General features: G+C 65.3%; 14 protein-coding genes. 4 read left to right on the top strand and 10 right to left on the bottom strand.

The genetic code is table 11. The features are described 5' to 3' along the window. Positions 1-18: 18 nt before the first annotated feature. Together I6F36_RS05940 and I6F36_RS05935 are read left to right on the top strand one after the other, a co-directional pair. Positions 19-1,908 (top strand): TRAP transporter large permease subunit, encoded by a 1,890-nt coding sequence (locus I6F36_RS05940; RefSeq protein ID WP_225171110.1) that lies wholly within the window; start codon positions 19-21, stop codon positions 1,906-1,908. Between the two features lie 21 nt (positions 1,909-1,929). Further along, a complete protein-coding gene (locus I6F36_RS05935; RefSeq protein ID WP_225140887.1) occupies positions 1,930-3,579 on the top strand; it encodes an acyl-CoA synthetase in 1,650 nt (549 codons plus the stop codon). A 54-nt stretch (positions 3,580-3,633) separates the two neighbouring features. Here the strand turns inward: I6F36_RS05935 and I6F36_RS05930 are convergent, their stop codons facing one another. The 9 genes from I6F36_RS05930 to I6F36_RS05890 form a co-directional block, all read right to left on the bottom strand. Then, positions 3,634-4,611, bottom strand: coding sequence for a TRAP transporter substrate-binding protein (locus tag I6F36_RS05930; protein WP_057029200.1), 978 nt, complete (start codon positions 4,609-4,611; stop codon positions 3,634-3,636). Between the two features lie 39 nt (positions 4,612-4,650). Continuing rightward, the gene (locus I6F36_RS05925) at positions 4,651-5,964 is read right to left on the bottom strand and encodes a TRAP transporter large permease (RefSeq protein ID WP_035999234.1); all 1,314 of its coding nucleotides are present in this window, start codon (positions 5,962-5,964) and stop codon (positions 4,651-4,653) included. Between the two features lie 2 nt (positions 5,965-5,966). Then, positions 5,967-6,560 carry a TRAP transporter small permease gene (locus I6F36_RS05920; RefSeq protein WP_109143760.1) on the bottom strand — a complete coding sequence of 198 codons (594 nt, stop codon included), beginning with the start codon at positions 6,558-6,560 and terminating at the stop codon, positions 5,967-5,969. Positions 6,561-6,718: 158 nt separating this feature from the next. Then, a complete protein-coding gene (locus tag I6F36_RS05915) occupies positions 6,719-7,516 on the bottom strand; it encodes an MBL fold metallo-hydrolase (RefSeq protein ID WP_035999229.1) in 798 nt (265 codons plus the stop codon). Positions 7,517-7,529: 13 nt separating this feature from the next. Further along, the gene (locus I6F36_RS05910; protein ID WP_036039597.1) at positions 7,530-8,306 is read right to left on the bottom strand and encodes a TatD family hydrolase; all 777 of its coding nucleotides are present in this window, start codon (positions 8,304-8,306) and stop codon (positions 7,530-7,532) included. A gap of 13 nt (positions 8,307-8,319) precedes the next feature. Next, positions 8,320-10,263, bottom strand: coding sequence for a methionine--tRNA ligase (gene metG, locus I6F36_RS05905; protein ID WP_225125378.1), 1,944 nt, complete (start codon positions 10,261-10,263; stop codon positions 8,320-8,322). A gap of 108 nt (positions 10,264-10,371) precedes the next feature. After that, positions 10,372-11,418 carry a DNA polymerase III subunit delta' gene (locus tag I6F36_RS05900; protein ID WP_225125376.1) on the bottom strand — a complete coding sequence of 349 codons (1,047 nt, stop codon included), beginning with the start codon at positions 11,416-11,418 and terminating at the stop codon, positions 10,372-10,374. Further along, a complete protein-coding gene (gene tmk, locus I6F36_RS05895; RefSeq protein WP_036031435.1) occupies positions 11,415-12,101 on the bottom strand; it encodes a dTMP kinase in 687 nt (228 codons plus the stop codon). Before tmk ends, I6F36_RS05900 begins: the two co-directional genes overlap by 4 nt. A gap of 2 nt (positions 12,102-12,103) precedes the next feature. Beyond that, the gene (locus tag I6F36_RS05890) at positions 12,104-13,366 is read right to left on the bottom strand and encodes a D-alanyl-D-alanine carboxypeptidase family protein (RefSeq protein WP_225112894.1); all 1,263 of its coding nucleotides are present in this window, start codon (positions 13,364-13,366) and stop codon (positions 12,104-12,106) included. A gap of 154 nt (positions 13,367-13,520) precedes the next feature. Here I6F36_RS05890 and I6F36_RS05885 point away from each other — a divergent pair, with 154 nt between their 5' ends. Further along, entirely contained in the window at positions 13,521-14,477 is a 957-nt protein-coding gene (locus I6F36_RS05885) for an alpha/beta fold hydrolase (RefSeq protein ID WP_225171109.1), read from the top strand. Here the strand turns inward: I6F36_RS05885 and I6F36_RS05880 are convergent. After that, positions 14,471-15,397 (bottom strand): septal ring lytic transglycosylase RlpA family protein, encoded by a 927-nt coding sequence (locus I6F36_RS05880; protein ID WP_225149698.1) that lies wholly within the window; start codon positions 15,395-15,397, stop codon positions 14,471-14,473. The genes I6F36_RS05885 and I6F36_RS05880 overlap by 7 nt on opposite strands. Before the next feature lie 786 nt (positions 15,398-16,183). Between I6F36_RS05880 and I6F36_RS39660 the strand changes: the two genes are divergently transcribed. Further along, complete coding sequence (locus I6F36_RS39660; protein WP_260347296.1) at positions 16,184-16,312, top strand: hypothetical protein; 129 nt, start codon at positions 16,184-16,186, stop codon at positions 16,310-16,312. The last annotated feature ends 27 nt before the right edge of the window (positions 16,313-16,339 follow it).

Below are 16,339 nucleotides of genomic sequence, written 5' to 3'. Positions count from 1 at the left end.
CGAGGGTCGGTATCAGGAATGGCTCATGTCGAGATCGAGATGACCGAAGCTGTGGGCGAGGTGACGTTGCAGTCCCCTCGCCGACCTTCGCTGCTGGCCTCAGTCGAGCGCGTGCTCGGCCTCGTCGTCGAAATCCCCACGGCGATCCTGGTGGTCGCCGAGATCGTGATCCTGTTTGCCGGCGTGGTCGCACGCTATGGCCTGCACCGGCCGCTGATCTGGTCGGACGAGCTCGCCTCGATCCTGTTCCTGTGGCTCGCCATGCTGGGCGCGGCGGTTGCGTTCCGCCGCTCCGAGCACATGCGCATGACGGCGGTCGTCGCCAGCGCCAGGCCGGCGATGCGGGCCTATCTCGATCTGGTCGCGACCTCCGCGGCCCTGGCGTTCCTGATCCTGATTGTGTGGCCGGCCTGCGACTACGCCTATGAAGAAAGCTACATCACGACGCCGGCGCTGCAGATCTCCAATATGTGGCGCGCCGCCGCGCTGCCGGCCGGCATCGGCCTGATGGCGGCCTTTGCCCTGCTGCGGCTCGCGCGCGCCGCCGACCACCGCATGGTTGCGGCCGCCGTGCTGTCGGTTGCGGTCGTGATCGGCCTGTTCTGGCTGGCCGAGCCATTGCTGCGGCCGCTCGGCAATCTCAACCTCATCATCTTCTTCGTCGGCGTCGCCGGCTTCTGCGTGTTTGCCGGGGTTCCCATTGCGTTCGGCTTTGGTCTTGCGATCTACGGCTATCTCGCGCTGACCACGAGCACGCCGGTCATGGTGCTGGTCGGGCGCATGGACGAGGGCATGAGCCACCTCATCCTGCTTTCCGTGCCGCTGTTCGTGTTTCTGGGGTTGCTGATCGAGATGACCGGCATGGCGCGGGCCATGGTGGCGTTCCTGGCAAGCCTGCTTGGCCATATCAGGGGCGGCCTGCATTACGTGCTCGTCGGCGCGATGTACCTCGTCTCCGGCATCTCTGGCGCCAAGGCGGCCGACATGGCGGCAGTCGCGCCCGTGCTGTTCCCGGAGATGAAAGAGCGCGGCGCCAAGCCCGGCGATCTCGTCGCGCTGCTGGCGGCCACCGGCGCCCAGACCGAGACCATCCCGCCCAGCCTCGTGCTGATCACGATCGGCTCGGTCACGGGCGTCTCGATCGCCGCCCTCTTCACCGGCGGCCTCCTGCCCGGCGTCGTGCTCGCCGTCACGCTCTGCATGCTGGTGTGGTGGCGCTACCGCCACGAGGACATGGGCCACGTCCGCCGCGCGACGGCATCCGAGATCGGCAAGACCTTCGTCGTCGCCCTGCCCGCGCTCGCGCTGCCTTTCGTGATCCGCTATGCCGTGGTCGAGGGCATTGCGACCGCGACTGAAGTCTCCACCATCGGCATCGTCTATGGCGCCCTCGTCGGCCTCCTGATCTACCGCCGCTTCGACTGGCGACGGCTGTTTCCGATGCTCGTCGAGACCGCCGCGCTGTCGGGTGCGATCCTCCTGATCATCGGCACCGCAACCGGCATGGCCTGGGGCCTGACCCAATCCGGCTTCTCGCGCTCGCTGGCTGCGGCCATGACGGGATTGCCGGGCGGGGCTGCGACCTTCATCGCCGTGTCGATCCTGGCCTTCACCATCCTCGGCAGCGTGCTGGAGGGTATCCCGGCGATCGTGCTGTTCGGACCGCTGCTGTTTCCGATCGCCCGCGCCGTCGGCGTGCACGAGGTGCACTACGCCATGGTGATCATTCTCGCCATGGGTATCGGGCTATTCGCCCCGCCCTTCGGCGTCGGCTATTATGCCGCCTGCGCCATCGGGCGCGTCGATCCGGCCGAAGGCATCAGGCCGATCTGGGGCTATCTGCTGGCGCTGCTGGTGGGATTGATCATCGTCGCGATCTTCCCCTGGATCTCGATCGGATTTCTTTGATGCGGTTTAAGGAGGGTGTCGATGAGCGAGCGACAGAACCCGTACAATATCGGCCTCGACAAGACGCAAGCCAATTATGTGCCGCTGAGCCCGCTGAGCTTCCTCGCGCGCAGCGCCGCGGTCTATCCCGATCACGTCAGCACGGTCTATGAAGGCCGCAGCTTCACCTGGGCTCAGACCTATGAGCGCTGCCGGCGGTTCGCCTCGTGGCTTTCGAGCAAGGGCATCGGCGTCGGCGACACCGTCGCGGCGATGCTGCCGAACATTCCCGCGATGAACGAGGCGCACTTCGCGGTGCCCATGACCGGCGCCGTGCTCAACGCGCTCAACATCCGCCTCGATGCGCCTTCGATCGCGTTCCAGCTCGATCATGGCGGCGCGAAAATCATCCTGGTCGATCCAGAGTTTTCAGGCGTCATCACTGCGGCCCTGGCGCAGATGACCGGCCCCAAGCCGCTGGTGGTCGACGTCGACGACGCATCGTTCAAGGGCGGCACGCGCATCGGCGAGATCGAATACGAGGCAGCCGTCGCCGAAGGCGATCCAAGCTTCGCGCCGATCACGCCGAGCGATGAATGGGACGCGATTGCGCTGAGCTACACCTCGGGCACGACGGGCAATCCCAAGGGCGTCGTCACCCATCATCGCGGCGCCTATCTGAACGCCGTCAGCAACATCCTCGCCGGCAATCTCGGCCAGCATCCGGTCTATCTCTGGACGCTGCCGATGTTCCACTGCAACGGCTGGTGCTTTCCCTGGACCATTGCGGCGGCCGCCGGCATCAATGTCTGCCTGCGCAAGGTCGAGCCGACCAGGATCTTCGAGCTGATCAAGCAACACGGCGTCACCCATATGTGCGGCGCGCCGATCGTCTACAACACGCTGATCAACGCGCCCGATGCACCAAAGGGCGATGCGGCCCGCCGCGTCGTCGGCCTGATCGCGGGCGCCGCGCCGCCGGTCGCGGTGCTGGAAGGCGCCGAAAGCATCGGCATCAAGCTGACGCATGTTTACGGCCTGACCGAGGTCTACGGCCCCGCCTCCGTCTGCGCCGAGCAGCCGGGCTGGGATGACCTGCCCGCCGCCGAGCGCGCGCGCATGAAGCGCCGGCAGGGCGTGCCCTACCCGCTGCAGGAAAGCGTCACCGTGATCAACCCGCAAACGATGCAGCAGGTGCCGCGCGACGGCGAGACCATCGGCGAGGTCATGTTCCGCGGCAACATCGTGATGAAGGGCTACCTGAAGAACGAGAAGGCGACCAGGGAAGCTTTCGAAGGCGGCTGGTTCCACACCGGCGATCTCGGCGTGCTCGACGAGCACGGCTACGTCATCATCAAGGATCGCTCCAAGGACATCATCATCTCCGGGGGCGAGAACATTTCCTCGGTCGAGGTCGAGGACATCCTCTACAAGCACCCGGCCGTGCTGTTCGCGGCCGTGGTGGCAAAGCCCGATCCGAAATGGGGTGAAGTGCCCTGCGCCTTCGTCGAACTGAAAGAGGGCGCCAGTGCCAGCGAGGCGGATATCATCGCCTTCTGCCGCAGCCAGATGTCCGGCTTCAAGACGCCGAAGGCGGTCGTGTTCGGGCCGATCCCGAAGACGTCCACGGGCAAGATCCAAAAGTTCCTGCTGCGCAACGAAGTCGGCTCGGTGAAGGCGATCTCGGCCTGACCAGCGGCCAAAGAAGCTTCCGCCCGCCTGCGGCGGGCGGAAGCTCTCTCATCCTCACATCTTCTTGTAGGCGTCGAGCACCGCCTGACCGTCGGCCCCTGCCTTCTTGAGCCAGTCGGCCGTGAGCTGGTCGCCGATCTTCTGGAAGCCGGCCTTCAGTGCCGGGCTCGGCGGCTCGACAGTCATGCCTTTGGCCTTGAGCTGACCGAGGTACCAATTGGCCTTCTCTTCCCAAGCCTTCCAGCCGCGCGTCTCCGCGGTGGCGGCGGCCTTCAGGATGGCCTCCTGGGTCGGCTTGTCGAGCGCCTCGAACGCAGCCTTGTTGACGAAAGTGTAGTTCTTCGGAATCCAGGCCTGCACGTCATAGAAGTATTTGAGCGACTCCCACGCCTTCGAATCGTAGCCGGTGCCGCCCGACGACATGAAGGAGTTCACCACGCCGGTCGCCAACGCCTGTGGCAGTTCCGCAGCCTGGATCGTGACCGATTGCGCGCCGACCAGTTCGCCGATCCGCGCGGTCCCGACATTGTAGGCGCGCCACTTCAGACCCTTCATGTCCTCGATCGTGGCCAGCGGCTTGTTGACGTAGACGCCCTGCGGTGCCCACGGCACCACGAACAGCAGCTTGAGACCTTGCGCGTCGAGCTTCTTGGCGATCGCAGGCTTGGAGGCCTGATACAGCTTCGTCGCCTCGGGGAAGCTGGTCGCGAGGAACGGCACGACGTCGACGCCGAAGATCGGGTCTTCGTTCTCGTGGATCGACAGCAGCACCTCACCCATCTGCGCCTGCCCGGTCACCACGGCGCGCTTGATGTCGGGCGCCTTGAACAGCGAGGCGCCCGGATGAACCGTGATCTGGAGCTTGCCCGAGGTGGCGGCTTCGACGTCCTTGGCGAACGCGACCAGGTTTTCGGAGTGCGGATTGTCCGCAGGATACGCTGCCGGCAGATTCCATTTGCTCTGAGCCAAGGCAGGTGTCGCGGCCAGCACAACGCCGGCAATCAAGGATGCGTGGAATAAGCGAGACATCATCGGACTTCTCCTCACAGTCGATCTAGAGAACGGGTACGCTCAGTCTGGGAAAGCGAGCTTCGGCAGGAACGTCACGATCTGCGGATACTCCGTGATGATGAAGACCGCAGCGAGCAATAGCACGAAGAACGGGAAGGCCGCCCGCGCGACCGTGAACGTATCGCGGCCGCTCATGTTCTGGAGCACGAACAGGTTGAACCCCACCGGCGGCGTGATCTGCGCCATTTCGACGTGGATGATCAGATAGACGCCGAACCAGACCAGGTCGAGGCCGGCCTGCCTGACCATGGGCAGCACGATGACAGCGGTCAGAACGATCATCGAGATGCCGTCGATCAGGCAACCCAGGATGATGTACATGATGCTCAGATACAGCGCCAGCATGCTCGGCGTGAGCTGCTGGCCCTGGACCCAGGTGGCGAGCGCGGCCGGAATCCCCGTATAGGCCATCGCCGCCGTGGTGTAGGCCGCGCCTGCCAGGATCAGCATGATCATGCAGGTCAGGCGCGTCGCGCTCATGATGCTCTCGAGGAAGTTCTTGCGCGTGAGCGTGCCGCTCCACCAAGCCAGCAGCAGCGCGCCGGAAACGCCCCAGGCCGCGCACTCCGTCGCCGTCGCAAAGCCGAGAACGAGCGACAGGAACACCGCCAGGATCAGCAGCAGGCAGGGCGCGAGCTTGGCGGACTCGCGCAGCTTCTGCCGGAGCGGCATGGGCGGATCGCGCGGCGGAACCTTTGTCGGGTTGAGCAGCGACCAGATGATGATGTAGCCGGAATAGAGCGCGATCACGAGCAATCCCGGCAGGAAGCCGCCGAGAAACACTTGAAGCACGGAGACGTTCGCCGTGACGGCATAGACCACCATCGGAATCGACGGCGGGATCAGCAGGCCGAGCGTGCCTGAGCCCGCCAGCGATCCGAGGCTCAGGCCCTTGTCATAGCCGCGCTTGTCGAGCTCCGGCAGCGCGATCTTGCCGATCGTCGCGCAGGTCGCCGCCGACGAACCCGACACCGCCGCGAAGATGCCGCAGCCGATCACGTTCACATGTGTCAGCCGTCCCGGCAGCCACTGCACCCAGGGCGACAGGCCGCGGAACATTTCCTCCGACAATTTGGTGCGGAAGAGAATCTCTCCCATCCAGATGAACAACGGCAGGGCCGCCAGTGTCCAGGATGAGCTCGCGCTCCAGGTGGTGGTCGCAAGCACGGTGCCGAGCGGCAGGCTCGTGGTGAGCGCCATCGCCACGAAGCCGACCAGCCCGAGCGAGACCGCGATCCAGACGCCGCTTCCCAGCAGCAGGATCATGACGCCGAGCAGGACGAACGACAGCTCGATCATGCCGAGACTGGCCATGGTCAGCCCCCACCGCCCTGCGAGATGCGTTCGACGAACTCTTCCGGAGTTTCGTCGGGCGAGCCCTTCTCGTAGCTCGGACGGTTGCCGCCGATGACGTTGACCATCTCGTCGATCAGCGCGATCGAGAGGATCACGAGGCCGCCGGCGAAGCCGAGCTGGGGAATCCAGAGCGGAAGCGCGACCACGCCCTGCGCCACGTCGTTGAAGCGCCAGGAATCGCAGGTCATCTGCACAGCATGACGGGTGAAGTAGAGAATGAAGGCAGCGGCAATGCCGAGCGCCACGACCTCCGCGATCTGCTTGGTCCGCCCGTGCAAGCGCTCCAGCAACAGGCCGACGCGGATCATCTCTCCGCGCTTGAAGGTGTGAGCGAGGCCGAGGAACGCCATCGCCGCCATGCACCAGGACGCAAAATCATCGCCGGCGGGAATGTTGAGCGCAAACTGGCGCCCGACCGACATCACCATCATGATTGCGAAGATCGCGACCAGGAAGACGCCCGCGGCATAGCCCGCGCCGAGATAGAGGAGGTCCAGCGCGCGTCGTACCGGTCCCTGAGTCGCTACTTCGTCCTCTGCCAACGCGATCCCCATCCTCACACGAGGCGACTCGACGGACCGATAGCATCCGACTGCCGGTCCTGTTTGAATATCGCCCTGCCCAACGCCTGTCTTTCAGACGTTAGATCAACATGATGGGGCCGGTGCAAGCAAGGTCTATGCCGGCTGGCAGGAGAATTTCCACCGCGGGTTTAGTGCGTCTCGAGCCGCAGCCCGTCATAGGCCGGCACCACGCCAGGGGGCAGCGACTGCCGGATAACCTCATAATCGACGTCGGCGGTCATGTTGGTGATGACCGCGCGCTTCGGCTTGAAGCGCTCGATCCAGGACAGCGCGTCGTTGATGCTGAAATGGCTGACATGGCCGGTGTAACGCAGGCCGTCGACGATCCAGAGATCGAGATTTTCCAGCGCCTCCCAGCTCTCGCGCGGGATATCATTGAGATCAGGCGTGTAGGCCGCATCCCCGATGCGGTAGCCGAGCGCGGGGATGTTGCCGTGCTGCACCAGAAAGGCGGTCATCGTCACCGCGCCGCCCTTCCCCAGAATGGTCTGGCTTTCTCCCGCCTCGATCGAATGCCGCGTCAGGATCGGCGGATAATCGCTGCCCTCGGGCGAGATGAAGCAATAGGAGAACCGCGACAGGATGTCCTTGGCGGTCGACTGGTTGAAATAGGTTGGAATGCGCCGGCGCATGTGCATGACGACCGAGCGCAGATCATCCATGCCGTGGGTCTGGTCGGCATGTTCGTGCGTCAGGAACACCGCGTCGATGTGGTCGACATTGGTCGAGAGCAATTGTTCGCGCAGGTCCGGCGAGGTGTCGATGACGATGCGTGTCGTGCCATGCTCGGACGTCCGTTCGACCAGCAGCGAGCAGCGGCGACGGCGGTTCTTGGGATTGTTGGGATCACAGGCGCCCCAGCCGAGCGCCGGGCGCGGCACGCCGGCGGAGGAGCCGCAGCCCAGGATCGTCAGCGTCAGCGTCATGTGGCTCCCAGTCTCAAGCTTTCACCTTCGAGAACAGGCGGAAGAAGTTTTCGCTGGTCTGGCGCGAGATCTCGTCGAGCGACACGCCGCGCGTCTCGGCGAGCACTTTTGCGACTTCGACCACGTAGGCCGGCTCGTTGCGTTTGCCCCGAAACTTGCCGGGCGCAAGATAAGGCGAGTCTGTTTCGACCAGAATACGGTCGGGCGGCAGTTCGGCTGCGATCGCGCGTAAGGTCTCCGATTTCTTGAAGGTCAGGATTCCCGTGAAGCCGATATAGAGCCCGAGCGACACCGCCTTCAGTGCCAGCTCGCGCCCGCCCGTGTAACAATGCAGGACGGCGCGAAACGATCCCTTTGCGGCCTCCTCTTCCAGGATGCGCGCGCAGTCCTCGTCGGCCTCGCGGGTATGGATCACCAGCGGCAGGCCGGTGGTGCGGGCGGCGGCGATGTGGGCGCGAAAGCCCCTCGCCTGCGCCTCCGGCGAGCCGTTGTCGTAGAAATAATCGAGCCCGGCCTCGCCGAGCGCGACGACCTTGGGATGCTGGGTCAGCGCAATCAGCTCATCCGGCGCGATGCCGTCCTCCTCGTCCGCATGATGCGGATGGGTGCCGACCGAGCAATAGACGTCGTCATAGCGCTCCGCGATGGCGAGCAGGTCCTGCAGCCGCCGGACCCGCGTCGAGATCGTGACCATGCGGGCGATCCCGGCGGCTCGCGCCCGCGACACGATACCGTCGAGATCTTCCGCAAAGTCCGGAAAATCCAGATGGCAATGACTGTCGACCAGCATCGTGCGAACGCCTTCAGGCCGCCGGCTCGACGTAGCGCGGGAACGCCGGCATCGGCGCCGGCAGCGTCGAACCGGGCGCGATGCGCTTGGCGCCGCCGAGCATGTCAAAATTGCGCTCGGCTTCGGGGATGCCGAGGCTGTCGAGCAGCTTGCCGGAGGCGGTCGGCATCGCGGGCTGAGCCAGGATCGCAATCTGACGCACGACTTCGGCGGTGACGTAGAGCACCGTCTTCTGCCTGGCCGGATCCGTCTTGGCGAGCGCCCACGGCGCTTCACCCGCAAAATAGCGGTTGGCCTCCGCGACCACGGCCCAGACGGCGTTGAGCCATTGATGAATCTGCTGCGTCGCCATGGCTTCACGCGAGGCAGCGATCATGCCGTCGGCCATCGCCAGGATCGCCTTGTCGTTGTCGCTGAACTCGCCGGGCTCGGGCAGCACGCCGCCGAGCTGTTTTGCGATCATCGACAGCGAGCGCTGCGCGAGATTGCCGAGATCGTTGGCGAGATCGGCGTTGATGCGCGCGACAATCGCCTCGTGATTGTAGTTGCCGTCCTGGCCGAACGGCACCTCGCGCAAGAAGAAGTAGCGCAACTGGTCGACGCCGTACTGGTCGGCGAGGTTGAAGGGATCGACAGTGTTGCCGACCGACTTCGACATCTTCTCGCCCCTGTTGAACAGGAAGCCGTGGGCATAGACCCGCTTCGGCAGCGGAATGCCCGCCGACAAAAGGAAGGCCGGCCAATACACCGCATGGAAGCGGATGATGTCCTTGCCGATGACGTGCACGTCGGCCGGCCAATAGCGCCAGTTCTTGTCGCTCTCATCGGGGAAACCGACGCCGGTGATGTAGTTGGTCAACGCATCGACCCAGACATACATCACGTGCTCTTCGTCGCTGGGCACCTTCACGCCCCAATCGAACGTGGTACGCGAGATCGAGAGATCGCGCAGGCCGCCCTTGACGAAGCTCACCACCTCGTTCTTGCGCGAGTCCGGCCCGATGAAGTCAGGCTGATCCGCATAGAGCTTGAGCAGCTTGTCCTGGTACTCCGACAAGCGGAAGAAATAGCTCTTCTCCTCCACCCATTCCACCGGCGTGCCCTGCGGCCCCAAGCGCACACCATCGTCGTTCACACGCGTCTCGTCCTCGGCGTAATAGGCCTCGTCACGGACCGAGTACCAGCCCGAATAGGTGTCGGCGTAGATGTCGCCGTTCGCTTCCATGCGGCGCCAGATCTCCTGGCTGGAGCGGTGATGCTGCTCCTCGGTGGTGCGGATGAAGCGGTCGAACGACACGTCCAGGCGCTCGTCCATCTCTCTGAAGCGGCCGGCATTGCGCATCGCGAGCGCGGCGGTGGACATGCCTTCGCTCGCCGCCGTCTGAATCATCTTCTGGCCGTGCTCGTCGGTGCCGGTCAAAAAGAACACATCCTTGCCGTCGAGCCGCGCAAAGCGCGCCAGCGCGTCGGTCGCGATCGCCTCATAGGCATGACCGATATGCGGGCTGCCGTTGGGATAGGCGATCGCAGTCGTGATGTAGAACACGTTGTCGCGCGCGGCGGCCACCGCAGGCGCGGCAGCGTGCGGAGAAGCGACGGGCTTCGGCGCGCGCGGGGCCTTGGACTTCGGCGCCGTTGGCTTCACAGGCGCGACGGGAGTCGGTGCGGCGGTCACGGCAGGCGCAGCCGCCTTTTTCGCGACCTTCTTCGCCGGAGCCTTGGCCGGCTTTTTGGCAGCCTTCTTCACCGCCTTCTTGGCGACGACCTGCTTCTTCGCGGCCTTCTTTGCGGCGCCCTTCTTCACGCTCTTCCTGACGGCAGCCTTCTTGGTCTTCTTGACCTTCTTGGCAGCTTTGGCCGCGCGCGCCTTGGCCTTTTTCGCGGCTTTCTTGACGGCCTTCTTCGCAGCCTTCTTGCCGCTCTTGCGTTTGACGGATTTCTTAGCTCGCGTTGCCACCACGAATTCCTTTACCGGCTTCTCGAATTTTGGAAACGGCTCGGCGTTCCGTTATTGTTTTGCGCATGATCTTTCGGAAAACCGCTGCGCACTTTTCCGGATCATGCTTTAGCGCGTTGCGTCCGCCAGCCAGCCGAACACCGAGAAAACCAAGGGCTTTCGCTCCAGATTGTAGGTTTCGGTGTCGCGCGCGGCGCGGACGATCTTTTCCCATACCTCAGCTAGCCGCGCAAGGCGCGGCAGGTTCTGGTTGGCATTGGCCTCATCCGCATGCAGGCGCTCCGCAATCCAGCGGTCGATGCCGTCGATGAAGGCCGCAAGCGCCACGCGGTCGCTGGTGCCGAGCGAATCGCCGAGCGTGTGCAATTCGCGCGGATCGACCTGCGGCAGGCGCGCGAGCAGCGCCGCCGTGCGCTGCTGAAGCTTCAGGGCCTCGCCACCGAGCAACGTCAGCGTCCGTGCGACGCTGCCCTCGGAGGCCTCGGCCGCCTCGCGCAGCGCGGCATCGTTCGGATCGAGCTCAGCCGCCGAAGCTGCGGCGCCGATCACATCATCCGTGGTGAGCGGTCGCAGGCGCAGCTTGCGGCAGCGCGACTGGATCGTGGCGAGCACCCGCGCGGGCGCGTGGCTCACCAGCAGGAACAGCGATTGCTGCGGCGGCTCCTCCAAGATCTTCAGAAGCGCGTTGGCCGCGTTCGGATTGAGCTCGTCGACCGTGTCGACGATGCAGACGCGCCAGCCTTCGGCCGCGGCGGTCGAGCCGAAGAAACCGATCGTCTCGCGCGTCTCGTCCACGGTGATCACGGTGCGCATCACGCCGCGCTCGTTGGCGGTGCGCTCGAGCGTCAGCAGGCCGCCATGCGAGCCGGCCGCCACCTGCCGCGCCACGGCGTCGTCGTGATCGATCGCAAGGCTTTCGGCGCGCTGCACGGCCGGCGCCAGCGGCTGCGCATGGGCGAGCACGAAGCGCGCCATGCGATAGGCCAGCGTCGCCTTGCCGATCCCCTGTGGCCCGCCGATCAGCCAGGCATGCGGAATGCGTCCGCTGCGATAGGCATCAAGCAGCGCGGCCTCCGCCTCGCGATGGCCGAACAGCTGCGACGTCTCGCGCGGATGCGGTATGGCGGTTTCGCGCTCGGCCTGACGCGGGCTCATACCGACACCACTGACGCAGGCGTTGGCAGCAGGCGCTCGCGCAGCGCCGTCCAGATGCGCGCGGCGACCGTGTCCGGATCGGAATTGGCGTCGATCAGCACGCAGCGCGCGGGATCCTCCGCCGCGATCTTGCGATAGGCTTCGCGAAGGCCCTGGTGGAAGCTGAGCTTCTCGGCCTCGAACCGGTCCGGCGTGCCGCTGCCGCGGCGCGCGGCGGCGCGTTGCAGGCCGATCTCGACCGGCAAATCGAGGATGATGGTGAGGTCCGGCTTGAGGTCGCCGATCGTCACCCTTTGCATCGCGTTGATCAGGCCATCGGACACCTGGCCGAGGCTGCCCTGATACGCCCGCGTCGAGTCCGCGAAGCGGTCGCACAGCACCCAGACGCCCTGGCTCAGCGCCGGCTGGATCACCGTGCGGACATGGTCATCGCGCGCGGCGGCAAACAGCAGCGTCTCGGCCTCGGGGCCGAGCAGCTTGCCCATGCCCGACAGCACCAGATGACGCATGATTTCAGCGCCCGGCGAGCCGCCCGGCTCCCGCGTCACGCGGATGCGCAGCTTTGCCGCCTTGAGGCGGTCGGCGAGCTTCTTGATCTGGGTCGACTTGCCCGTGCCCTCGCCGCCTTCAAAGGTGATGAAGCGTCCCCGTCCGGACGGCCGCTGTGCAGCGCTCTCACTCATGATCAGAGCTTCTCGGCGCCTGCGCGGAACATGCCGATCACGAGCTCGCTGGCGCCGTCGATCGCGCGGCGCATGGTCGAGCCGGTGCCGATCGCCTCCGCGGCGTAGACCGGCGTCTCGACCGCGATGTTGCCGCTGCGCCAGACCCTGACCACGCCGACCCGCTGGCCGGCCTCGATCGGCGCGCGCACCGGGCCACTATAGACGATGCGCGCAATCAGCTTGTCGCTGCCGTTCTTGTGCACCATCACCTTCACAGGGGTCTTGGCGATGAGCTTGACCGACCGGCTCTCGCCGCCGAACACCTTGGCGTAGCCGACCGGCTGCTCGGCTGCGATCAGGGTGCGGGTCTCGAAATTGCGAAAACCCCATTCCAGCATCTTCTTGGCTTCCGTGGCGCGGTCCTCGGGATCGTCAAGTCCGTTGACGACGACGATCAGCCGCGTGCCGTTCTGCACGGCGGAGCCGACCATGCCGTAGCCGCCTTCCTTGGTGTAGCCGGTCTTCAGGCCGTCAGCGCCTTCCATCGAATTGAGCAGCGGATTGCGGTTTTGCTGGCGGATCTTGTTCCAGGTGAACTCCTTCTCGCCGAACAGTTTGTAGAATTCGGGGAAGTCCAGGATGATGTGCCGGGCAAGCATGCCGAGCTCGCGCACCGTCATCTTGTTGCCGGGATCGGGCAGACCGCTGGAATTGGCGAAGGTCGACCTGGTCATGCCAAGCTCGCGGGCGCGCTTGGTCATGAAGTCGGCGGCAAAGATCCGCTCATTGCCCGCCATGGCTTCGGCCAGCGCGATGCAGGCGTCATTGCCGCTCTGGATGATCGCGCCGCGCAGGAGATCGTCGACCGAGACCTTGCTGTTGATGGCGGCGAACATGGTCGAGCCGCCCGAGGGGGCCCCGCCTCTGCGCCAGGCATTCTCGCTGATCCGATACTCGTCGTTCAGCTTGATGTCGCCCTTCTTGATGGCATTGAAGACGACCTCCGCGGTCATCAGCTTCATCATGCTCGAGGGCGCGCGCAGCTCGTCGGCGTTCTTCTCGAACAGCACGCTGCCCGAGGAGGCTTCGATCAGGATCGCGGTCGGGGCATCGCCGTCGAAGCCGGCATCTTCCGCTTTCTTGCCGCCCTGGACACTCTGGTTGGCCGCATGGAGCGCCCCGCCCCAGCCGATGGCCGCCGCCAAAACCGTCGCGATCAGCCCGCGCGCCAGCGTTCCTGCGGTGAGCCGGTTGCGACGAAGCAAAGGAAGACGAAGTGCCATGGCGAAGCCCTGAGAGAGGCGTTCTAACAGCTGGAACAGATGCGAACAACACGCGGTTGGACGCTTGTCGCAGAGATTGCACGATTCTCGCCGCGCCCCTATCGTGACGCCTCATGTTTTTCGACCAAACCCCTGAAACAAGGCGGAAAAGCGAATGCCCTCAACCCGCATGATCAAGTCCAACGGGGTCGAGCTTTTCGTCCGCGAAGCCGGCCAGGGACCGCTGGTCGTGCTGTGCCATGGCTGGCCGGAGCTGTCCTATTCCTGGCGCCGCCAGATCCTGCCGCTCGCCGAAGCCGGGTTTCACGTCGTCGCCCCCGACATGCGCGGCTATGGCCAGAGCGCGGCGCCGCTCGACGCGAACGCCTACTCGATCTTCGACACGGTCGGCGACGTGGTCGGCCTGGTCCAGGCCCTCGGCGAGACCAAGGCGATGGTGGTCGGCCATGATTGGGGTGCACCGGTCGCCTGGCACGCGGCGCTGTTCCGGCCGGACATCTTCACGGCGGTCGCGGGCCTGAGCGTGCCGCCGCCGTTCCGGGGCCGCGGCAAGCCGCTCGACCTGCTGCGCCAGGGCGGCGTCACCAACTTCTACTGGCAGTATTTCCAGACGCCCGGCGTCGCCGAGGCCGAGCTCGAGCGTGACGTCGCACGCACCATGCGCATCGTCCTCGGCGGGCGGGGCCTCGCCGATCCCACCGCGGCCATGTTCGTGCAGGAGGGCAAGGGCTTTCTCGGCCACGCGGGCGCCGACGAGCCGCTGCCTGGCTGGCTCAGCGAGGCAGACCTGGCCTATTTCACCGAGGCCTTCCGCAAGTCCGGCTTCCGCGGCGGGCTCAACTGGTATCGCAACATCGACCGCAATTGGGAGCTGACCGCGCCCTGGCAGGACGCGCAGATTCACCAGCCTTCCCTCTTCATCGCAGGCTCGAAGGACGCCGTCATCACCGGCCTGATCGGGGCCAAGCGGGTCAACGAGCTCGAGCGCGTGCTGCCCAATCTGAAGCGGAAGCTGATCATCGAGGGCGCCGGCCATTGGGTGCAGCAGGAGCGGCCCGAAGAGGTGAATGCGGCGCTCGTCACGTTCTTGAAGGAGAGCGCGGCTCAGTAGAGGCCGCGGCCGCTCAGGATGCTGCGGGCCTCGGCGGCGCCATCGGTCGATGCGGCCGCGCTGTCGGCGGCGTAGCGACCGTCCTCGCCATAGGACACCGCGCGGGCGTTCTGGAGCGCCCGGCCCCGGCTGCGGCTCGAAGCCGACATCTCCGAGGTAGCATTGAGCGAAGCCATATCGGCCGAGGTACTGCCGAGATTGTATGGCCGCCCCTCCGGCATCGGGACCTCGCCGCGAATGGCACCGCGGGCCGAGGACGGCAGCTCCGGCACAAACGGCTTGGCCGAGGCGACCCGGACCATCGAGGGCGACGGCGCCGGAACGCCGGTCCGCAGGGTCGCCAGAAGCTGACGGTCGTCGGAGCCTTCGAGCGGCGCGCGGCCGACATATTCGACCCGGACCTTGGCAACGCCGTTCCCTTTGAATTCAAGGAGTTCGGCGGCCTTGTTCGAGACATCGATGAGGCGGTTGCCGTGATAGGGCCCGCGGTCATTGACGCGGACGATCAGCGACTTGCCGTTCGAGACGTTGGTCACCCGCGCATAAGACGGCATCGGCAGGGTCGGATGCGCCGCGGTCAGCGAGGTCATGTCGAACACTTCGCCATTGGCGGTCAGGCGGCCGTGGAAACTGTCGCCGTACCAGGAGGCCATGCCCTCAGCTCGGTAGTTGGCGTCCTCCTCCGGCACGTAAGTCCGGCCCGCCACGACATAGGGCTTGCCGACGCGGTAGGTGCCGCCACCCTTCGGGACCGGATCGCCGAAGGCCACCACCCGCGGGCTCGAGGACACGCCGTATTTCGGGTCGACGCGGCTGGCAAACTTGTTCGAGGAAGCGCAGTTGGCGAGCGCAAGGCAGGTCGCGACCGCCGCAACACCGCGCGCGGCTCGCAAAACCGAATCTGACCGATGGATCCCCATGCGCCCCAAATACCACTTTGCCGGAGGCGTACCCAACCCGCTTTGGCTACGGGAGCGCTGTCCGGTCATCTCATCCGAGGCGGCCCACCACCGTCTCGGAAGCGGTAACGATAACGCAACCCGAACGCGGCGGAAATGGGGAGCCCACGGCGATCACGCCGGGATGGTAAACGAGACGTTCGCATTTTTCCGTTGTTCTACGGGGCGATGGCCCCCGCACTGTGCCAGTGCCGGACAGTCTGTTGCGCCAAATCCTCACTCCACCCCCATTGTCGCGGCGCTCACCGAAATTCTTTTGACTGTGCAAGGCCGCCCGCGTTCTCTCGGATGCGAGGGCAGGATTTGGAATTTAACGATGATCGAGACGGTTTCGGCACTGATGGGTCTGGTAAGCGCGGGGATCTTCCTGGCCCATGCGTTCGAGGGTTACCGCACGAGGGCCTGAAGGCACTCGCGCGGGCGGCAAGCATCACCTCTTTCAAAGCGGCGCGTTCGGACGGTCGATCCACTCGCGCATCGAACACGAGAGCGGCAGGTGTCCCATGCGTAATCATGACCTCGTATCCGATGGCTTCCTGGCCTTGACCGCCGGCGGCTTGGTGCTGCTCTGCTCGAGCCTCGTCGCGCTGGCGTTTGCCTGAACCGCACGTCCTCCTGTCCAACACGGGGTTCTCTCCATTGCGGCGCAGCAGGCGCGGCCGTCCCCGCTCCCATTCAGTTGATTGAATTATTGCGTTCGGCGCCTCGACCAATTGCAAGAGGCCATCACCAACGAGGGTGACGCAAATGCTTGCCGAGAAGTTCTTCCTGGTCTTGGAATCCCTGATCCGCGGCAACCGCACCTATCCGGATGGAAGTCCCCGGGTCATCAGCACCTCCCCGCATGTGCCGGTCAGGCTGCCGTCAGCGAAATAGCCGGCACGTCCGCCGGCCGCCGAAACC

Source organism: Bradyrhizobium sp. BRP19 (assembly GCF_020194195.1).
GTDB classification, from domain to species: domain Bacteria; phylum Pseudomonadota; class Alphaproteobacteria; order Rhizobiales; family Xanthobacteraceae; genus Bradyrhizobium; species Bradyrhizobium yuanmingense.
The sequence above is the reverse complement of the archived record's forward strand: the minus strand, read 5'-3'. Positions and strand labels throughout refer to the sequence as shown.